This window comes from Streptomyces sp. NPDC001220, assembly GCF_053597895.1.
Genome location: NZ_JBSFJE010000016.1, coordinates 12,192 through 31,911, shown reverse-complemented (window position 1 = coordinate 31,911; position 19,720 = coordinate 12,192). Strand labels below are relative to the sequence as shown.

At 72.0% G+C, this 19,720-nt stretch carries 16 protein-coding genes; 5 read left to right on the top strand and 11 right to left on the bottom strand.

Annotation, left to right across the window (positions count from 1 at the left end; translation table 11 throughout):
• Positions 1 to 76: 76 nt before the first annotated feature.
• The 3 genes from pfkB to ACWDGI_RS33075 all read right to left on the bottom strand — a co-directional run bounded on the left by pfkB (position 77) and on the right by ACWDGI_RS33075 (position 3,708).
• Positions 77 to 1,024: a 1-phosphofructokinase gene (pfkB, locus tag ACWDGI_RS33085; RefSeq protein WP_450765739.1), complete on the bottom strand. Its 948-nt coding sequence runs from the start codon at positions 1,022 to 1,024 to the stop codon at positions 77 to 79.
• Between the two features lie 47 nt (positions 1,025 to 1,071).
• Entirely contained in the window at positions 1,072 to 1,833 is a 762-nt protein-coding gene (locus ACWDGI_RS33080; RefSeq protein ID WP_351739087.1) for a DeoR/GlpR family DNA-binding transcription regulator, read from the bottom strand.
• A 273-nt stretch (positions 1,834 to 2,106) separates the two neighbouring features.
• A complete protein-coding gene (locus ACWDGI_RS33075; protein ID WP_450765395.1) occupies positions 2,107 to 3,708 on the bottom strand; it encodes an MFS transporter in 1,602 nt (533 codons plus the stop codon).
• 62 nt (positions 3,709 to 3,770) lie between these two features.
• On the opposite strand from ACWDGI_RS33075, the gene ACWDGI_RS33070 reads away from it, so the two are divergent.
• The gene (locus ACWDGI_RS33070) at positions 3,771 to 4,739 is read left to right on the top strand and encodes a helix-turn-helix transcriptional regulator (RefSeq protein ID WP_450765393.1); all 969 of its coding nucleotides are present in this window, start codon (positions 3,771 to 3,773) and stop codon (positions 4,737 to 4,739) included.
• Positions 4,740 to 4,824: 85 nt separating this feature from the next.
• Here the strand turns inward: ACWDGI_RS33070 and ACWDGI_RS33065 are convergent, their stop codons facing one another.
• Together ACWDGI_RS33065 and ACWDGI_RS33060 are read right to left on the bottom strand one after the other, a co-directional pair.
• On the bottom strand, positions 4,825 to 5,433 hold the full coding sequence (locus ACWDGI_RS33065; RefSeq protein WP_450765738.1) for a TetR/AcrR family transcriptional regulator: 609 nt from the start codon (positions 5,431 to 5,433) through the stop codon (positions 4,825 to 4,827).
• Positions 5,434 to 6,227: 794 nt separating this feature from the next.
• Complete coding sequence (locus ACWDGI_RS33060; RefSeq protein ID WP_450765391.1) at positions 6,228 to 7,229, bottom strand: sigma-70 family RNA polymerase sigma factor; 1,002 nt, start codon at positions 7,227 to 7,229, stop codon at positions 6,228 to 6,230.
• Positions 7,230 to 7,469: 240 nt separating this feature from the next.
• Here ACWDGI_RS33060 and ACWDGI_RS33055 point away from each other — a divergent pair, with 240 nt between their 5' ends.
• Positions 7,470 to 7,988: an N-acetyltransferase family protein gene (locus ACWDGI_RS33055; RefSeq protein WP_450765389.1), complete on the top strand. Its 519-nt coding sequence runs from the start codon at positions 7,470 to 7,472 to the stop codon at positions 7,986 to 7,988.
• 222 nt (positions 7,989 to 8,210) lie between these two features.
• On the opposite strand, the gene ACWDGI_RS33050 is transcribed toward ACWDGI_RS33055, so the two are convergent.
• Positions 8,211 to 9,023 carry a dioxygenase family protein gene (locus tag ACWDGI_RS33050; protein ID WP_450765388.1) on the bottom strand — a complete coding sequence of 271 codons (813 nt, stop codon included), beginning with the start codon at positions 9,021 to 9,023 and terminating at the stop codon, positions 8,211 to 8,213.
• A 123-nt stretch (positions 9,024 to 9,146) separates the two neighbouring features.
• Here ACWDGI_RS33050 and ACWDGI_RS33045 point away from each other — a divergent pair, with 123 nt between their 5' ends.
• On the top strand, positions 9,147 to 9,662 hold the full coding sequence (locus ACWDGI_RS33045) for a MarR family winged helix-turn-helix transcriptional regulator (protein WP_450765386.1): 516 nt from the start codon (positions 9,147 to 9,149) through the stop codon (positions 9,660 to 9,662).
• Between the two features lie 57 nt (positions 9,663 to 9,719).
• Here ACWDGI_RS33045 and ACWDGI_RS33040 read toward each other — a convergent pair whose 3' ends face one another.
• Together ACWDGI_RS33040 and ACWDGI_RS33035 are read right to left on the bottom strand one after the other, a co-directional pair.
• Complete coding sequence (locus tag ACWDGI_RS33040) at positions 9,720 to 11,258, bottom strand: MFS transporter (RefSeq protein WP_450765384.1); 1,539 nt, start codon at positions 11,256 to 11,258, stop codon at positions 9,720 to 9,722.
• A gap of 226 nt (positions 11,259 to 11,484) precedes the next feature.
• Positions 11,485 to 12,135: a TetR/AcrR family transcriptional regulator gene (locus ACWDGI_RS33035; protein ID WP_450765382.1), complete on the bottom strand. Its 651-nt coding sequence runs from the start codon at positions 12,133 to 12,135 to the stop codon at positions 11,485 to 11,487.
• A gap of 274 nt (positions 12,136 to 12,409) precedes the next feature.
• Between ACWDGI_RS33035 and ACWDGI_RS33030 the strand changes: the two genes are divergently transcribed.
• Together ACWDGI_RS33030 and ACWDGI_RS33025 are read left to right on the top strand one after the other, a co-directional pair.
• Positions 12,410 to 13,891 (top strand): M6 family metalloprotease domain-containing protein, encoded by a 1,482-nt coding sequence (locus tag ACWDGI_RS33030; RefSeq protein ID WP_450765380.1) that lies wholly within the window; start codon positions 12,410 to 12,412, stop codon positions 13,889 to 13,891.
• A gap of 143 nt (positions 13,892 to 14,034) precedes the next feature.
• Positions 14,035 to 15,609: an IclR family transcriptional regulator domain-containing protein gene (locus tag ACWDGI_RS33025; protein ID WP_450765378.1), complete on the top strand. Its 1,575-nt coding sequence runs from the start codon at positions 14,035 to 14,037 to the stop codon at positions 15,607 to 15,609.
• Positions 15,610 to 15,821: 212 nt separating this feature from the next.
• Here the strand turns inward: ACWDGI_RS33025 and ACWDGI_RS33020 are convergent, their stop codons facing one another.
• The 3 genes from ACWDGI_RS33020 to ACWDGI_RS33010 form a co-directional block, all read right to left on the bottom strand.
• Positions 15,822 to 17,027: a 3-hydroxybenzoate 6-monooxygenase gene (locus tag ACWDGI_RS33020; RefSeq protein WP_450765376.1), complete on the bottom strand. Its 1,206-nt coding sequence runs from the start codon at positions 17,025 to 17,027 to the stop codon at positions 15,822 to 15,824.
• A gap of 130 nt (positions 17,028 to 17,157) precedes the next feature.
• Complete coding sequence (locus ACWDGI_RS33015; RefSeq protein WP_450765374.1) at positions 17,158 to 19,059, bottom strand: anthranilate synthase family protein; 1,902 nt, start codon at positions 19,057 to 19,059, stop codon at positions 17,158 to 17,160.
• On the bottom strand, positions 19,056 to 19,697 hold the full coding sequence (locus ACWDGI_RS33010) for an isochorismatase family protein (protein WP_450765736.1): 642 nt from the start codon (positions 19,695 to 19,697) through the stop codon (positions 19,056 to 19,058). The genes ACWDGI_RS33015 and ACWDGI_RS33010 overlap by 4 nt, the downstream gene beginning before the upstream one ends.
• Positions 19,698 to 19,720: the final 23 nt, after the last annotated feature.

Here is a 19,720-nt window from a genome sequence, read left to right as displayed (position 1 = left end):
CCTCGCCGCTCGCGGGCCGGTTGTCGGCGGGCGGCGCCGGGGAGGAGCGCGGCCGCGTGCAGGGTCGTACGAGCGTTCATGACACCGGCTCCGTAAGTTCGCGGTCGACGGGGACGCGGTCGGTGACGGTCACCGCCGTGGGGTCCAGGTCGGCGGGGGTGGGCATCACGCTGCCGGGCAACTGGACGGCGGCGGCGCCGTGGGCGACGGCGGAGGCGAGGGCCTTGGGGCCGCTGCCGCCGGCGATGAGGAATCCGGCGAGGGAGGAGTCGCCGGCGCCGACGTTGCTGCGGACGGTGTCCACGCGGGCGCTCGCGAACCAGGCGCCGGCGTCCTCCACGAGGAGCTGGCCGTCGGCGCCCAGGCTCGCGAGTACGGCGCGCGCGCCCATGCCGCGCAACTCCTCGGCCGCCTTCAGTGCGTCGCCCACCGTCGCCAGGGGGCGCCCGACGGCCTCCGCGAGCTCCTCCGCGTTCGGCTTCACCACGTCCGGGTGCTCGCGCAGCGCTTCCAGCAGCGCACGCCCCGAGGTGTCCAGCGCGATGCGGGCGCCCCCGGCGTGCGCCCGGGCGACCACATCGGCGTACCAGGACGGCGCGAGCCCCCGCGGCAGGCTCCCGCAGCACGCGATCCAGTCCGCGTCACGGGACTGCTCGCGCACCGTCTCCAGGAGTAGTTCCTGCTCGGCCCGCGAGAGTTCCGGACCCGGCGCGTTGATCTTGGTGAGCACCCCGTCGGACTCCGCGAGAGCGATGTTCGAGCGGGTGGCTCCGGCGACCGGGACCGGCGCGACCTCGATGCCCTGCGCGTCGAGCAGGTCGGCGACGAGCGCGCCGGGCGCACCACCCAGGGGCAGCACGGCGACCGTGCGCCGGCCGGCGGCCGCGACGGCGCGGGAGACGTTCACGCCCTTGCCGCCGGGGTCCATGCGTTCGCCGGTGGCGCGGATGACCTCGCCGCGCTCCAGGGAGGGCACCTCGTAGGTGCGGTCGAGGGAGGGGTTGGGGGTGACGGTGAGGATCATGGCCGTACCGGTCGTGCCGTTCGTCGCGTTCACGCTGTCCGTGGTGCTCATGCTCGTACTACTTCCGTGCCGCCGCGCTCGATGGCGGCGGCGTCCTCGGGGCTCAGCCCGCTGTCGGTGATCAGCAGGTCCACGTCGCTCAGGTCGCCGAAGCGGGCGAAGTGCTCCTGGCCGTGCTTGGCGGAGTCGGCGAGCAGGACCACCCGGCGGGCCGCGGCGACGGCCGCCCGCTTGACCGCGGCCTCGGCGAGGTCGGGAGTGGTCAGGCCCTGGTCGGCGGAGAAGCCGTTGGCCGCGACGAAGAGGACGTCCGCCCGGATCTCGCTGTACGCGCGGAGCGCCCAGGCGTCCACGGCGGCGCGCGTGCGGTGCCGTACGCGCCCCCCGACCAGGTGGAGCTGGATGCCCGGGTGGTCGGCGAGGCGGGCCGCGATCGGCAGGCTGTGCGTGACGACGGTGAGGGACGCCTCCAGCGGGATGGCCCCTGCGAGGCGGGCGACCGTCGTGCCGGCGTCGAGGATCAGGGTGCCCTCGGTCGGCAGTTCCGAGACGGCGGCCTTGGCGATGCGGTCCTTCTCGTCGGCCGAGGTGGATTCGCGTTCGGCGAGGTCCGGCTCGAAGTCGAGGCGGCCGGCCGGGATGGCACCGCCGTGCACCCGGCGGACCAGGCCGGCGCGGTCGAGGGCTTTCAGGTCGCGGCGGATCGTTTCCGCGGTGACCTGGAACTCCTCGGCGAGCGACACGACGTCCACCCGGCCGCCGTCACGGGCGAGCCGGAGGATCTCCTGCTGTCGCTCCGGTGCGTACATGCCCTGCGCCTCCGCTCCAAGATACGTCCGACTGGTGTCCGGTCCATGTCCGACTGCGTCTGACTCGTGCCCGAACTTGTGGTTTCGCTGGAGGCTACGCCCGGATTTCCGGAAAGTAAACAGGTTCGGGCTTCAACCGGGCACGGTCGGACTTCCGCGCCGTCCGGAGGGGCGGGTGAGGCCCGCGGGAGACGCGTATGTGGAAGGGCCCGGCACCAAGAGGTGCCGAGCCCTTCGTCGGGGGGGCGCTCAGGGCGCGCTCGGGAGGCGTGTTCAGGGGACGAGCACGGGCTCGTCCTCCGGTTGCGCCGGGAGGGCCTCCTCCGCGCCGCCGCCCTCCACGTGCTGCGCCGGGCGCTTCGGCAGGGCGGACATCAGCAGGAACATCACGGCCATGACGGCGGCCACCCAGAGCAGCGCGTGCTGGAAGGCGTTCACGAAGGCCGGGCCGACCCGGTCCGCGGTCAGGCGGTCGTCGATGACGCCGAAGAAGACGACCGAGACCAGGCCGAGGCCGAGCGCGTTGCCCATCTGCTGGACGGTGTTGATCAGGCCGGAGGCGGAACCGGCGTGCTCGCGCGGCACCTCCGACAGCACCGCGTCGGTCAGCGGGGCGACGATCAGGCCCATGCCCACACCCATCACGACCAGCGGCAGGGCCATCTGCCAGGAGGCGATGGCGAGGCCGTAGCGATCGGACTCCCAGATGTAGAGCAGGACGCCCAGGCCCATCACCAGGGCACCGGCCTGCAGCACCTTGCGGCCGAAGCGCGGGACCAGTTTCTGCACGGACAGGCCGGCCGCCACGGAGACGGCGATCGAGAAGGGCACCCCGGTCAGGCCCGCGTGCAGCGGGCTCCAGCCGAGGCCGTCCTGCATGTACAGCGTCCAGACCAGGAAGAAGATGCCGAGCGCGACACCGAAGACGGTCTGCACGGCGATGCCGGCGGCGAAGCTCTTCACCTTGAACAGGGACGGTTCGATGAGCGGGGAACCGTCGCGGGCCGCCTTGCGGCGTTCGTACGCCACCAGCGCACCGAAGACGACGAGCGCCCCCGCCATCGACGCGTACCCCCACAGCGGCCAGCCCAGCTCGCGGCCGCGGGTCAGCGGGTAGAGCAGCATCAGCAGGCCGAGGGTGACCAGGGCGACGCCGACGAGGTCGAGCTTCAGGGCGTGTGGCGCCCTGGATTCGCTGATGTAACGGCGACCGAGGAGCAAGGCCGCGATGCCGACCGGGAGGTTGATGAGGAAGATCGGGCGCCATTCGAGGCCGAGGACGTTCCACTCCGTCAGAAGGGCGCCGAGCAGCGGGCCGGAGACCGCGCCCAGCCCGACGATCGCGCCGAACATGCCGAACACCTTGCCGCGCTCGTGCGCCGGGAAGGTGGCGTGCACGATGGAGAGGACCTGCGGGACCATCATCGCGGCCATGCCGCCCTGCAGGATGCGGGCGGCGACCAGCATCTCCGGGTTGGCGGCGAAGCCGCACAGGGCCGAGGCGAGGGTGAAGCCGCCGACCCCGAGGAGGAAGATCCGTTTGCGGCCGTGAATGTCCCCGAGGCGGCCTCCGGTGATCAGGCCGGCCGCGAAGGCGAGGGCGTAGCCGGCGGTTATCCACTGGATCTGACTGAAGGAGGCGTGGGCGGTCCGCTGGATGGAGGGGATGGCGATGTTGACGATCGTGACGTCGACCAGGTCCATGAAGGCGGCGGTCATGACGATGGCCAGGGCCAGCCAGCGGTGCGGTGCGCCGGGGGCTGCCGACGTTTCGAGCGCCGTCGGGGTCGCTGTGGCGGGTTGCCTGTGGGTTCGTCGTGGTGGTGTGCGCAGTTCCCCGCGCCCCTTTGCGGCGTTGTCGTCAACGGAAGTCATGTCGAGAACGTAGGGCGCGAGTAGGTCAGATCCTGTCCTAGTCGTAAGGCATCCTCTGGTGCATGACGACAGACACTCCGGCTCGACTGCTCCAGCTGCTGTCTCTGCTCCAGACGCCCCGCGAGTGGCCCGGCGGTGAACTCGCCGAACGGCTCCGGGTGTCCCGGCGCACCGTGCGGCGCGACATCGACCGGCTGCGGGAGCTGGGGTATCCGGTCGAGGCCAGCAAGGGGGCAGACGGCGGGTACCGGCTGGTCGCCGGGAAGGCGATGCCGCCGCTGCTCCTCGACGACGAGGAGGCGGTGGCCATCGCGGTCGGGCTGCGCGCCGGAGCGGGGCATGCCCTGGAGGGGGTGGACGAGGCGTCCGTACGGGCGCTGGCGAAGCTGGAGCAGGTGCTGCCGGCCCGCCTGCGGCACCGGGTGGCCACGCTTCAGGCCGCGACCACGCCGCTGACCAGTGGGGACGGGGCGAGTATCGCGCCGGAGACGCTGACCGTGATGGCGTCGGCGGTTGCGGGGCGGGAGCGGTTGCGGTTCGCCTACCGGGCGGCGGACGGAAGCGAGACGCGGCGGCAGGCCGAGCCGTACCGGCTGGTGTCGACCGGGCGGCGGTGGTACCTCGTGGCGTACGACGTCGATCGTGACGACTGGCGGACGTTCCGGGTCGACCGGGTGAGCGAGCCGTTCGCGACCGGGGCGCGGTTCGCTCCGCGGGAGTTGCCGACGGGGAGTGCGGCGGAGTATCTGCGGCGGTCGATCCAACGGCAGCAGGAGACGTACGAGTTCGTGGTCGCGTTCGCCGGGACGGCGGCGGAGGTGGGGGCCCGGGTGCCGGGATGGCTGGGGACGCCGGTGGACGAAGGGGGTGGATGGTGTGTGGTGCGAGGGACCACCGGGGATCCGAAGGAGTGGCTGGCGGTGCGGCTGGTGATGGCGGGGTGCGAGTTCGTGGTGCGGGAGCCACGGGAACTCGTGGAGTGTGCGAGGGAGCTGGGGGGCCGATTGGCGCGAGCCGGTGGGGGCGCGTGAGCGCGCGGCCCGGCGCCTCCCAGGCCCTTTGGACACCCGAAGCCCTACAGGCGCCGGAGCACGTACACAGGCGCCGGCGCATCCGCTACGTCTGCTCTCCCCAGGCGAACCCGCGCAGATCCGCCAGGTTCCGCAGCGCGAGTGCCGCTGGTCCCTCCGCGTCCGACGGGGACGCCGTGCCCGCCGCCCAGGACTCCACCGCCACTCGGACCGCCGCACCGGCCACCGCCGAGGCGAAACGGAGGTGCGGCGTGGGGGCAACGTTGTCGGGTGCGGTGTCGGATGCGGTGTCAGGTGCGGTGCGCTCCGCCAGGATCGTCGCCAGGAGGTCTTCCGACGACTGGCAGACCTCCGCCCACACCTTGCGCAGGGCCGGACTGGTGTCGGCGAGGTGGATCAGGGTGCGCACCCATTCCCAGGACGCCGCGGAGACGCCGGCGCCGGGGGTCAGGGTGTGGTGGACGGCGTGTTCGAGCGCCTCGGGGACCGAGAGGGCCGCCGGAGCCGACCGTACGGCCTCCGCCCAGCGCTGGGCGCCCGCCGCGTAAAGCGGGGCGACCGCCTCCTCCTTCGTGGCGAAGTAGCGGTAGAACGTGCGGGGCGCGATGCCGGCGGCGTGTGCGATGTCCTCGGCGCGGGTGGCTCGCAGGCCCTGCCGTACGAAGAGGCCCGCGGCCGCCCGGGCGATCTCCATCCGGGTCTCCGCCTTGCGCCGCTCCGTCAGGGAGACACCGGGAGGGTCCTGTCGGGAGGTGTTGCCGGTGGTGCTGGGGGTGCTCACCTCGGCAGGCTATGCCGCTGTGGCAGAATCTGCCATCCGGTGGTTCACCCCGTGGTTCAGGTACGGGGTGAACCACCGTTCCAGCATGCGGGGAAGGGACAGAACCCGGCAAACGCGCGGCGCCGGTGGCGGGGCCCAGAACCGCAGAGCCGCAGAGCCGGAGGGCCGCGGAACAGCCGACAAGTGCTCGGAACAGCCGACAGGTGCTCGCCGGGTGCTCGCCGAACAATGGAGCCGGGCTCCGGCGCCGGGGGGGGGTGGGCGCCGAAGCCCGGCTCTGGGGAAGTCCCGGCGCCGGGGGGATGGTGCGTCGGGACGTGGCTCACTGAGGGATCGTCATACGTCGTCGTCAGAAGTCGTCGTCACAGGCCGTCGTCGCAGGCCGTTGTCAGAGATCGTCGCGGGCCGTCCCGCGAGAAGCCCTTTGTTCTCATGAGCCGACCGCCCTCCTGAGCCGGCCGCCCGGCCGGGGCCCTCAACTCCTCGGCCCGGATTGGTTGTTCCCTACACGCGGAGCCTTGAAGCGGCGGTACCGCGCCATGTTTGCGCCGTCTTTCGCCACCCGGCGCACGCGCTCGGCGTGAACCGCTCCACGCGCGCCCCCAGGCTCGCGAGCCCGCACACACCCGGGAGCGCCCGCGGGCCCCGTGAACCTCGGGGGGCTCCCGAAGACACGGGAGCCCCATGCGCCCGCGGACACAACTCTCTTACGCCGCCGGCTCGAACCCCGTGCTGCGGGCGAGCTTCTTCAGCTCCAGCAGTGCGTGCTTCTCGATCTGGCGGATGCGCTCACGGGTCAGTCCGTGCTCCTTGCCGACCTCGGTCAGCGTGCGCTCGCGGCCGTCGTCGATGCCGTACCGCATCTTGATGATGGAGGCCGTGCGCTGGTCCAGACGGCCGATCAGGTCGTCCAGTTCCTCGCTGCGCAGCAGGGTCAGGACCGACTGCTCGGGGCTGACCGCCGACGTGTCCTCAAGGAGGTCGCCGAACTGCGTCTCACCCTCGTCGTCCACCGACATGTTCAGGGACACCGGGTCACGGGCCCAGTCGAGGACGTCGATGACGCGCTCGGCGTTGGAGCCGAGTTCGGCGGCGATCTCGGCGGGCTCCGGGTCGCGTCCGTGCTCGCGGTTGAACTCGCGCTGGACGCGGCGGATCCGGCCCAGCTCCTCCACCAGGTGGACGGGGAGCCGGATGGTCCGGGACTGGTCGGCGATGGAACGGGTGATCGCCTGGCGGATCCACCAGGTGGCGTACGTGGAGAACTTGAAGCCCTTGCGGTAGTCGAACTTCTCGACGGCACGCACCAGGCCGGCGTTGCCCTCCTGGACCAGGTCCAGCAGGGGCAGGCCACTGCGCGGGTAGCGTCGGGCGACGGCCACGACCAGGCGGAGGTTGGAGCGGATGAAGACGTCCTTCGCCCGCTCGCCGGCGGCGACGAGCGCCTCCAGCTCTTCGCGGGTGGCGTCCGACCCGGACTCCTCCTCGCCGTCGAGGACCTGCCGCGCGAACACACCCGCCTCAATGGTCTGGGACAGCTCGACTTCCTTGGCGGCGTCGAGGAGCGGTGTGCGCGCGATCTCGTCGAGATACATGCCGACCAGATCGCGGTCGGCGATCTCGCCGCCATGGACGCGGCGAACACTGCTTGCCGAGTCGGCCGTCTCGCCGGTGGCGGACTGACGACGGGCGACGGCACGGGTTGCCATGCGGTGCTCCCTTGCGATGGTGGGCGGGCGGGGTGGTCCTATCCGGTTCTTCTCGGTCTTCCGGTGGATGCTCGGCGCTCGGCCGGCGGCGCTGCGGAGTCCGCTTCTGGAACTCCCGGCGTTCTGGTCGGGTGCCCGGCATCCGAAGGAAACAACGACTGGAATCCGGACAGAATTCCCATGCCGCCCCCCGATTTTTCTGATCATGCAGTACCCTGTCGGACCGACCGAGGGGGCGTGATGTCGCCGGAACGTACAGAGGTGCAGGTCAGGCCGGGAGTCGAGGGAGACCTCGAAGCTCTCACGAACCTCTACAACCACTACGTACGTGAGACGTCCATCACATTCGACACGGTGGTCTTCACGCCGGAAGAGCGTCGTGCATGGCTGCTCTCCCACCCGGAAGACGGCCCGTACCGCCTGATGGTTGCCACGTCGGCGGACTCACAGGAGATTCTCGGGTACGCCACATCCAGCCCTTACCGCGCGAAACCCGCCTACGGGACCTCGGTGGAGACCACGGTCTACGTCGCCCCGGACGCCGGCGGACGCGGCATCGGCACGCTCCTCTACAAGACCCTCTTCGAGGCGCTCGCCGGCGAGGACCTGCACCGCGCCTACGCGGGCATCGCGCAGCCGAACGAGGCGTCCACCCGGCTGCACGAGCGCTTCGGCTTCCGGTACGTCGGCACGTACCGCGAGGTGGGCCGCAAGTTCGGCCGCTACTGGGACGTGGCCTGGTACGAACGCCCGCTCTAGCCGAGGGCCGGCCCGCGCCTAGGGTCGGCCCGCGCCGAGCGCCCGCCCCGACCAAGGGCCCACTCCAGCCGAGCAGCCGCCCCAATCGAGCGCCCACTCCAGCCGAGCAGCCGCCCCAATCGAGCGCCCACTCCAGCCGAGCGCCGCCCCAATCGAGGGCCCGCTCCCGCCGAGCGCCCGCCCCAGCCAAGGGCCAGTTTCAGCCGACTGCCCTGCCGCCGCTCAGCCGAACTGCACCGACCGCTTGGCCATCCCCATCCAGAACCCGTCGATCACCGACTTCTGCGCGTCCAGCTCGCCGCCGGCCTCCGCCGCGCCCATGGTGACGAAGAGCGGGGCGAAGTGCTCGGTGCGCGGGTGGGCGTAACGGCCGGCCGGTGCCTTGTCGAGGAAGTCCAGCAGGGCGTCCCAGTCGCGGTGCTCCAGGGCCCGGTGTCCCCACTCGTCGAACTCCGAGGACCAGGACGGCACCCCGGCCCCGGTGTGGCGCAGGGCGGCCAGGTTGTGGGTGAAGAAGCCGGAGCCGACGATCAGCACGCCCTCGTCGCGCAGCGGGGCGAGCCGCCGGCCGATCTCCATCAGCCGTACCGGGTCGAGGGTGGGCATGGAAATCTGCAGGACGGGGATGTCCGCGGCCGGGAACATCTCCACCAGGGGCACGTAGGCGCCGTGGTCGAGCCCGCGGTCCGGGATGTCCTGCACGGGGGTGCCGGGGGCGCGCAGCAGCTTGCGTACGGACTCGGCGAGCGCTGGTGCGCCGGGGGCCGCGTACCGCACCTGGTAGTAGTGCTCGGGGAAGCCCCAGAAGTCGTAGACGAGGGGGACGGTCTGGACGGCACCGAGGGCGAGGGGGGCCTCCTCCCAGTGGGCGGAGACCATCAGGATCGCCTTGGGGCGGGGCAGACCGGCGCTCCAGGCGGCCAGTTCGCCGGGCCAGACCGGGTCGTCGGCGAGCGGCGGCGCGCCGTGGCTCAGGTAGAGGGCGGGCATGCGCCCCTCGGAAGCGGCGGGTCGCTCCTGTGCGGCGGCGGTCATGACGGCGGCTCCCTCCACGGACGGGAACCCCCAGGGCCCCATGTTTTAACTCTCAAGCTTTCCGTGAAACACCATACGCCCCACTTGTTTAACCTTCAAGGAGAGGCTCGTACAGTGGGATACATGAATACGGCACCCACATCCGCGACCGTTGCCGGGGACCGCTGGCTCAGCGACGAAGAACAGCGCGTCTGGCGCTCGTACCTGCACGCCACGACCCTGCTGGAGGACCATCTGGACCGTCAGCTCCAGCGGGACGCGGGGATGCCGCACATCTACTACGGCCTGCTGGTCGGGCTCGCCGAGGCGCCCGGGCGTCGGCTGCGGATGACCGAGCTGGCCATGGGGGCGAAGATCACCCGGTCCCGGCTCTCGCACGCCGTCGCGCGCCTGGAGAAGAACGGCTGGGTGCGCCGGGAGGACTGCCCCTCCGACAAGCGGGGCCAGTTCGCCGTCCTGACCGACGAGGGCTCCGAGGTGCTGCGCCGTACCGCGCCGGGCCATGTGGCCGCCGTACGGCAGGCGCTGTTCGAGCGGCTGACCCCCGAACAGCAGCAGACCCTCGGCGAGATCATGCAGATCGTCGCCGAGGGCCTGCAGCCCAACGAAGCGGGCGCGGACCTGCCCTGGCTCCGCTGAGGAGATCAGGACAGGCCCGCGTGCGGGTACCCGGTCGGCCGGTGGTGGCTCAGAGGCTCAGTGGGCGACCACCGGGATCGCCACCTCGTCCTCCGCGCCCTCGCCCGTGGCCACCGTCGTGGTGTCCGGCTTGCCGGCGTTGACGAAGGTCACCACGACCACCGCGGCCAGCACCAGCATGCCGACGGCGACCCAGATCGCGTTGGCGTAGCCGTGCACCGCGCCCTCCATCAGGACCAGCTGCTGCTGCGACTTGGAGGTCGCGGTGGCGATGTGGTCCTTGATGTACGACGTCGTCGCGGACGCGGCGATCGTGTTCAGCAGGGCGGTGCCGATCGCGCCGCCCACCTGCTGCGAGGTGTTGACCATCGCGGAGGCGACACCGGCGTCCCGGGGCTCGACGCCGAGCGTGGCCAGGGACATGGCCGGCATGAACGCCGTACCCATGCCGAGACCGAGCAGCAGCATCGCCGGCAGGATCGTCGAGGCGTACGACGAGCCGATCTCCATCTGGGTCATCACCAGCATGCCGGCCGCGGCGACCAGGAAGCCGGGGCCCATCAGCGCCCGGGCCGGGACCCGGGTCATCAGACGGGTGCCGATCTGGGTGGAGCCGACCATCATGCCCGCGATCATCGGCAGGAACGCGAAGCCGGTCTTGATCGGCGAGAAGCCCTTGATGACCTGCAGGTAGTAGGTCAGGAAGAGGAACGTGCCGAACATCGCGATGATCGCGATACCGAGGGAGAGGTAGATACCGCCGCGGTTGCGGTCGAGGACCACGCGCAGCGGCAGCAGCGGGGCCTTGACCCGAGTCTCGGTGACCACGAACGCGATCAGCAGGACCGCGGAGGCGACGAACAGGCCGATGGTGGTGGCGTCGCCCCAGCCGTCGGACTCGGCGCGGGTGAAGCCGTAGACCAGGGAGACCAGGCCGAGGGTGGACAGGAGCACGCCGGGGATGTCGAGCGGGTTGCGGTTGCGGCCGCCCTCCGGCTCGCGGATGACGAAGTACGCGCCGAGCGCGGCGACGATGGCGAACGGGATGTTGACGAAGAACGTCCAGCGCCAGTCGAGGTACTCGGTGAGCACACCGCCGAGGATGAAGCCGACGGCGCCGCCGCCACCGGCGATCGCGCCGTAGATGCCGAACGCCTTGGCACGCTCCTTGGCGTCCGTGAACATCACGGCGAGCAGGGAGAGCGCGGCCGGCGCGAGCATGGCGCCGAAGACGCCCTGGAGGGCGCGGGCGCCGAACATCATCGCGCCGCTGGTCGCCGCGCCGCCGAGCGCGGAGGCGGCGGCGAAGCCGGTCAGGCCTATGACGAAGGCCCGCTTACGGCCCCACAGGTCGGCGATCCGGCCGCCGAAGAGCAGCAGACCACCGAAGGCGAGGGCGTAGGCCGTGACGACCCACTGCCGGTTGCCGTCGGAGATGCCCAGGTCGGTCTGGGCGGAGGGCAGCGCGATGTTCACGATGGTGGCGTCGAGGACGACCATCAGCTGGGCGAGCGCGATGAAGACCAGCGCTTTCCAGCGGTTGGCGTCACCGGACTGCGCCGGTGCGCCGGGAGCCTTGGCGGCTGTTTCGGACATGGGGGTACCCACTTCTTGACTTCGTGAATGCGTGACGGAAAGTCGGTGCTTCGTTACGGACGGTCGGCGACACAGGCCGGATGGCCGGCGTTCGTGACGGAAAAAAGGGATCGGTGGAGCGCAGACGGTGGTCGGTGCGGAACAAGGGGTGCGCGCCATGAAGGACCGGCGCTCGGTCCGAAACTGATCGGCCCCCCCGTGGGACGGTGCGGTCGCTCTCGGTCGTTCAGGCCTGGCGGAGGTCCTCCATGGTCACGGCCGTGCCCGGCAGGGCGGAACGGGCCGGGGCCCGCAGTCCGTCCAGGAACAGCTGCAGATGACGGTGGACGAAGCGGTCGCCGACCAGGCAGTCGGTACCGAACGGGGGCCGGCTGAGCTGAGCCACGGCGATCATCACGTCGCCGACACCCACGTCCGGGCGGAGCTGCCCGGCCGCCTTGGCGCGGTCCATGAGCTGCTCGATGAGCTGCTCACAGCGCTGGCGCGCCGCTTCCAGGTCGGGATGGTTCTTGTCGAAGGTGCTGGAGACCATCGGGCACAGCGCGCTGACCCGCTCGTCGGCGGAGGCGTGCACGAACCTCTCCAGCGCCCCGAAGGCGTCCCCGGTCTCCGCGAGCGCGAGCTCGGCCGCCTCCGACGTCCGGTCCATCACGGAGCAGACGACCTCACGGACGAGCGCGTCGCGGTCGGGGAAGTTGCGGTACACCGTGGCGTTGCCGACGCCGGCCCGGCGGGCGATCTCGTCGAGCGGCACGTCTGGGCCGAACTCGGTGAACATCTCGCGGGCGGCGATGACGATCCGCTCCCGGTTGCGCAGGGCGTCGGCGCGGGGCCGGGGCGCCTTGCGCACGGTGGGGGTGGCGGTCGCGGTCTGCACGGCGCACTCCTTGTCTGGTGGTCTGGGTGATGCTCTGGGCTTCCACGATCCGGGGATCCGTTCCCCGTTTCGCTCGGACACAGGTCTAAACGGGGAGAGGGTCCCCGGTTATTTCCACACCCTCTCCTCATTTCATGTGACCTGAGTCACACCTTCTGGGACGGGGAATCGCACGATCGGCCTCTCCAGCGCGCGCCCGCCGCCCCGCCGACACAGGGTGATCGAGAGGGTGCAGCCGGAAACCGGCGGCTGCCGTGGCGCGAAAGGTCCATGCATGCAGCCGCAGCCCAGCCGCCCGATACCCGCGCACCCCGACACCCCACGCGCCCCGCGCACGCCACACACCACGCACACGCCACACGCCGCGCACGCCGCGCACACCGCGCACGCCGCGCCCGCCGCGCCCGCCGCGCCCGCCGCGCCCGCCGCGCACAGCGCACACCCCCCGCGCTCCGCGCGCACTTCACGCTCCGCGCGCACGCCCCCGAGCCGCGCGATACGCCACCGCCGTGCGGTCTCCCTCGCCGCCGTGACCGTGCTGATCCTCGCGGTCGGCACCTCGGCGGGCACCGGACACCTCACGGCGGCGCCCACGCCGGCCGGCGCCGGCCCGATCGCGCTGGCCCGCTCCTCGGTCTACGGCCCCTGCCTGATCAGCGGGGCCCACGAGGTCCAGATGACCGAGGGCATCCCCACCCCGGGCGGCTACTCCCGCTCCACCGGCACCGTGCACGCCCTGACGCTGATGGTCGACTTCTCCGACGCGCCCGGCCAGGGCGACGCGCTCGACCGCTACCGCGAGTTCTTCCCGCAGACCCAGGACTGGTTCCGCACCGCCTCCTACGGCAAGCTCGACTACCAGCCGGCGGCCCCCGTCGACCACTGGCTGCGCATGCCCAAGCCGTTCGCGGCGTACGGCATAGAGCGCGGCGCCCCCTTCGACCCCGGCTACCGGCAGCTGGTCCAGGACATCGTGGCCGCCGCCGACCCGGAGGTGGACTTCCGGTCGTACGACCTCCTGAACGTGCTGGTCACCCCGAACGCCGGCCCCTCCGCCCTGGACACCGTGCTGTCGGTGACCTTCGCCGGCAACTCCGACGCCCCGGTCGCCGACGGCGTCCCGGTCGCCAACGCCTCCTTCGTCTACTCCCGCCAGGACGACGGCTCCGGCTCCTACACGCAGACCGGCTACCGGGTCCTCCCCCACGAGAACGGCCATGTCTTCGGCCTGCCCGACCTCTACACCCAGGAGGGCGGGGGCGCGGTCGGCCACTGGGACATCATGAGCGAGGACTGGGGCGCCGACAACGACCTCCTCGCCTGGCACAAGTGGAAGCTCGGCTGGCTCGACGCCGACCAGGTCAGCTGCGCGGCCGCCCGCGGCAGCACCGAGTACACACTGGCCCCGCTCTCCCGGGCCGGTGGCCACAAACTGGTCTTCGTCCCCGTCGACGCCCGCACCGGCTACGCGCTTGAGGTCCGCACCAAGGGCGGCAACGACGAGGAGGTCTGCCGCCCCGGCGTCCTCATCTACAAGGTCGACGCGAACGTCGACACCGGCCGCGGACCGATCAAGGTGTACGACGCCCACGGCGACACCGGCGGCTGCACCCGCAGCCCCAACGTGCAGGCGGAACTCTCCGACGCCCCGTTCGGCCCGGGCGAGACCTTCAAGGACCCGAAGCACGGGATCGAGGTGCGGGTGGCGGACGTGGACGCGGAAGGGAACTACCGCGTACAGGTGACGCGGCGCTAGCCGGCCCGGCCGGGGTTTACGGTGGGCGTGCCCTGATCACCGTGCCGGAGATCGCCGACGTGTCCTGATCGCCGTGCCGGAGATCGTGGGTGTGCCCTGATCACCGTGCCGGAGATCGCGGAAGCCGCCGTACCGGAGAGTCGATGACCACCCCCCTGTCCCCCGCCGTGCCACCGCACGATCCGCCGGCCGAGGCGGTCGCCCCGCTCGTCCGGGGGGTGGCCGTGCTGGCGGCACTGACCGAGGCGGGCGGGACGCTGAGCGCGAGCGCGCTGGAACGGCGTACGGGCCTCGCCCGTTCCACGGTCGACCGGATCACCGCGACCCTCGCCCGCACCGGATACGTCCGTCAGGACGGCCGGGACGCGGTACTCACCCCGCGCGTGATGGAACTCGGGAACGCCTACCTGGCCGCCCTCCGCCTGCCCGCCCTCCTCGACGGGCACGCCGACGCCCTCGCCGACGAGCTGGACGAGTCCGTCTCGCTCGCGGTCGCCGACGGGGACGGCATCCGCTTCATCCACCAGGCGACCCGCCGCCGCGCGATGTCCGTCAGCTTCCGCATCGGCGACCTGCTGCCGGCCGAACGCACCGGCCCCGGCCCGCTGTTCGCGGCGCAGTGGACGGAGCCGGAGTGGACGGCCTGGCGGGCCCGGCGCGCGGCGGACCCGGCCGACGCGGGTTTCCCGGCCGTACCGCCCCGCGGCACCACCGCCGACGACTTCGCGGCGCGGGCGGACCGGGCCCGCCGGGACGGCTGGGCCCTGGACGACCAGCTGATCGAACCGGGCCTGGTCGCGGTGTCCGTCCCGGTGCGCCACCCGGCCACCGGGAGGGTGGCCTGCGTGGCGAGCGTCGTCAGCCACACCAGCCGCCACACGGCGGCGGAGCTGCGCACCGCGCTCCTGCCCCGCCTGCTTACGGCGGTGACCGCGATGGAGCGGGAACTGCGCGAGGCCGCGCCGCCACAGCCGGGCCCGCCGCCCTCCGGCCTGGCCGGCTGGACCACGGCGTCCAAGCACGAGCTGGGCCGCGACTTCGTGGAGTCCCTGGCTCGCGGCCTGACGATCCTCACGGCGTTCGGCGAGGGCCGCTCGGCCCTGACCCTGACGGATGCGGCGAAGGCGACGGGCCTGGCCCGGGCCACGGCCCGCCGGGCCCTGATCACCTACGAGCACCTGGGCCTGGTGACCGCGCGGGACCGCTTTTTCACCCTCACCCCCCGGGTGCTGTCGCTCGGTTACCCGCCGCTGTCCCGCACCACCCTCGCCCGCCTGGCGGCTCCCCACCTCCGCGCCCTCACGGACCGGCTGCAGGAGCCGACGGCCCTGGCCGTACCGGTACCGGGGGCGGACCCGGCGGAGATCCAGTACATCGCGGTGGCGACCGCGAGCCGCGTCCTGACCGTGGACATCACGGTCGGCACCCGCCTCCCGGCGGCCCGCACCTCCCTCGGCCGGGCCCTCCTCGACCCCGACGGGCCACCCGGGTACGCCCTCGCCGACGAGGAACTGGAGTCGGGCCTGCGCTCGATCGCGGTGCCGGTACGGGACCGGACCGGCCGCCCGGTCGCCGCCCTGAACGTGGCCACGCACGCGGCCCGCCGCTCACTGGAGGAGTGCGTGACGGACGTCCTGCCGCACCTGCGGACCACGGCGGACCACATCCAGACCGACCTGCGCATCGCCTCCCGCTTCACCCTCGTCCCGCTGTCCTGAACCAGGAACGCGGCCGCATCGCGAAAGCCCCCGCGCCCCGGGGGCCCCGGCCGAGCGCCTTCCGGCATCGGGCGACGGCCTCGCAGCCCTGCCCGGCCAGGTCGGCACCGAGTCACCGCCGAACTTCTCGCCGACCGCGTCCGCGTCCAGGCAGCGCAGCGGATCCGCGTCCCGCGTCGCGACAAGTGCGGGACCGTGGGACTCCCCCGCGGTCAGCCGGCGCAGCCTGTTCGACGGTGTCCTCCCGTCCCGCCGACGCGAGCCCCGTGCAGCCACTCGACCTGGTCGTACAGTTCGCGAGGCGTGAAGGAGGCGAGCATCGTGTTGCGGGCGGCCGCGGCGTCCTTGGCCGGGTGGTAGAGCTGCTCGCCCATGGCACGGGCCACCTGCTGCACCCGGGCGGTGCGCTCGTACCGCTCGGCGTTGTACTTCTCCAGGCGCTGTGGGACGTCTCCGGCGGCCCCCGCGAGCAGTTCGCCGATGACGACGGCGTCCTCGAGTGCCATGCAGGCGCCCTGGGCCGCGTACTGGAGCATGGGGTGCGCGGCATCGCCCAGGAGGGCGACGCGGCCGTCCGTCCAGCGCTCGACCGGGTCGCGGTCGCACAACACCCATTGCTTCCAGTCGGTCCCCAGTTCCAGCAGTTTCCGGGCGGTGTCGCTGAGGTCGGGGAACTCGGACAGGACGTGCGTCCGCTCGGCGGGCCTGCCGGCCACGACGTCCTGTGCGCCGTCGTCGCGGGTGGCCGCCAGGTTGAGGAACTTCCCGCCGCCGATGGGGTAGTGGACGAAGTGCCACTTGGGCCCCGCCCACAAGGTGACGGTGTTCCAGCGCAGTTCCCGCGGGACCCGCTCCATGGGGATGACGGACCGGTGGATCGTGTGGCCGGACACGCGTGGTGCGCCGTCGCCGACAAGCCGGCCGCGCACGGCGGACCGGATGCCGTCGGCGCCGATGAGCGCCTCGCCGGTGAAGCGGCGCCCGCTGTCCGTGATCGCCGTGACGCTCTCCGGGTCCTGTTCGTACGAGGTCACGGAGGAGTTGGTGTGCAGGGTGATGTTCCGCTGCGCGACGCAGCCGTCGAGGAGCGTCTGGTAGAGGTCGCCGCGGTGCACGACGGCGTACGGATTGCCGAAGCGGGTGCGGTACGCGCCGGTGAGCGGCATGCTCGCGACCCGCTCTCCGGTGGTTCCGTCCATGAACCTCAACTCGTCGATGTGCACCGCGTGCTGGCGGACCTCCGCGCCGACGCCCAAGCAGTCCAGGGCGTGGAAGGCGTTCGGGCCCAGCTGGATGCCCGCACCCAGTTCGCCGAAGGTGGCCCTTCGTTCCAGCACGACGGCCCGGTGGCCGTGGCGCGCGACGCTCAGTGCCGCCGCGAGGCCGCCGATACCGCCCCCGGCGATGAGTACCCTCATCGTGATCCTCGTCGCTGTGGGGAGGCCGGTCGAAAGGCCGGGGAAAGAGCCGCCGCACTTCCTCGTGGAACCCGGGAAAGGTCCTTCCGGCCGATGGTCCGCCCGGACCAGTCGAGGTCCCACCAGGCGATCACGACGCGCACAGGCGCAGTGCCCCTTCCAGCGCGTCACCGACGATGCGGACGCCGTCCTGTGTGAGCACGGACTCGGCGTGGAACTGCATGGAGGCGAAGCCCGGCCCGCGCAGCGCGTGCACCTCTCCGGTGTCCTCGTCCCGGCTCGCCTCGACGGTCCCCACGCCGGGGACGTCGAACTCGTCCTGCGTGCCACGGGCGGCGAACGTGTTGTAGAAGCCGACCCGTTCCCGTGCTCCGAACAGGTCGATCTCCCGCTGGACCCCCTGGTTGGGTACCGGCCGGCGCACCAGTTCCAGGCCGAGCAGGGTGCTGAGCACCTGATGGCTCAGGCATACGGCGACGAAGGGCCGGCGCTGGTCCAGCAGCGTACGGATCGCGGACCGCAGTTGTGCGATCTTGGGGTGCCGGGTGGCGCGCGGATCACCGGGGCCCGGACCCATGACGACGAGTTCGTGGTCGTCGAAGGAGTACGGCTCGTCGAAGCGCCGGACCGTCGGCCGCAGCCCCATGGCCCGCAGCTGGTGGCCGATCATGGACGTGAAGGTGTCCTCCGCGTCCACCACGAGGACCCGGCGGTCGGCCAGTTCGGACCTTTGGCCGGTCAGCTGGGCGTGTTCGCCGGTCCAGAACCCGGCGATCGAGTCGTTGCGCTGCGCGAGGGCCTGGCGTACGCGCGGGTGTTCGGCAAGGCGCCCGGTGCCTTCGGCGCCCAGCGCGGTGAGGAGACCGGCCGCCTTGGCCCGGGTCTCGTCGACCTCCGAGTCCGGGTCGGAGTGCCGTACCAGGGTGGCGCCGACGCCGATGCTCAGCCGGCCCGCGCCGTCGATGTCGGCGGTGCGGATGAGGATCGAGGAGTCGAGCGTGCGCCGTCCCCGCTCGTCCTGCCCGATCAGGGCGGCCACGCCGCTGTAGTAGCCGCGCCCGCGGGGCTCGTACCGGTTGATCACCCGGCAGGCGCTCTCCAGCGGACTGCCCGTCACCGTCGGCGCGAACAGGGTCTCCCGCAGGATCGTGCGGGGATCGTGGTCGCTGGCGCCCTCGATGAGGTACTCGGTGTGCGCGAGCCGCGCCATCTCCTTCAGATACGGCCCCACGATCCGGGGAGCGGGGTCGCAGATCCGCGCCATCATCTTGAGTTCCTCGTCGACGACCATGTACAGCTCGTCGGCCTCCTTGCGGTCGGCGAGGAAGTCCATCACCCCGCGCAGGGTGGGGCCGGACGGCGGATAGCGGTAGGTGCCGCTGATCGGGTTCATCACGGCCCGGCCGGCCCGCAGGCTCACGTGCCGCTCGGGGGAGGCGCCGACGAAGGTGCGGTCGCCGGTGTGCACGACGAACGTCCAGTACGCCCCCTGCTCCCGCTCCAGCAGCCGCCGGAAGAACGCCAGGGCGCTGCGCACCGTGTAGCCGGTGATGTCGGCGACGAACGACCGCTTGATGACGAAGTTCGCTCCCTCGCCCGTGCCGATCTCTTCCGCGATCACCTTGCGGACGATGCCGGCGTATTCGTCGTCGTCCAGGTCGAAGGCGCCGCCCTCGAGCACGACCGGCTCACCCGGCAGCCGCCGCACGGCGTCGCCCACCGTGACGGAGGTCTGCTCCTCCACGGTGATCGTGATCAGCGGTTCGCCGTCGTCGGCGCAGACGTAGCCGCGCTCGGCGACCTGGCGGTAGGGGATCAGCGCCATGACCTCCTGGCGCGCCCCGGCGTCGGGATCGGGTGCCTCGAGGGGGATCCGGGCCACGGCGTCCACCGTCGACGCCGTACCAGTGAGGATCTCCAGGGTGTCCGGGCCACATGCTTCGGGGCGGTGCAGCAGCGCGAAGGCGGGCGGCCGCGGCCCGAGGATCCGGTCGAGCGGGTCGGGTGCCATACCGGGGTTCTCCTCGTTCATCGGCCGAGCTCCTGGATCACGGACGTGGTGGTGGTGACCAGGGCGCAGCGCTCGGCGGCGTAGTCGAGGGCCAGCCGGTGGTACGCCTCGGTGAAGTCGGCGACGGCGTCGGCCACCAGGAACGTCTGGATGTCGTTGGTGAAGGCCTCCACCGCGGTGGACAGCACCCCGATGTGCGCGTACACACCGCAGAGGATCAGCTGGTCGCGGCCGTGGGCACGCATCCGGTCCAGCAGGTCGGACCGGAAGAACGCGCTGTAGCGCCATTTGGCGAGCAGCCAGTCGTCGGGGCCGGGGGCGAGCGGCTCGACGACCTCCCGGTCGGCGGGGTCGACGCGCATGCCCGGTCCCCAGAAGTCCTTGAGCAGTCCGCGCTGTTCGTCGGTCATGCCGCCCGGCTGCGCGGTGTACGCGACGGGCATGCCGGAGGCGACCGCCTGTGCGCGGAGCCGGGTCGCGTTCCGCACGAGGTCGGCAGCGGGCGCCTCGTCCCCGCTGAACTGCCGCAGGAAGTACCGCTGCATGTCGTGGACGAGCAGGACCGCGCGGTCCGGATCGGCCTGCCACGCGGCGGTGTTGGCGGGCAGGTCGCCGGCCCGGGGCATCGGGTACGGCTGGATGGGGGGTATCCCCGGCACGGTCTTCGTGGACGGTGTCCCTG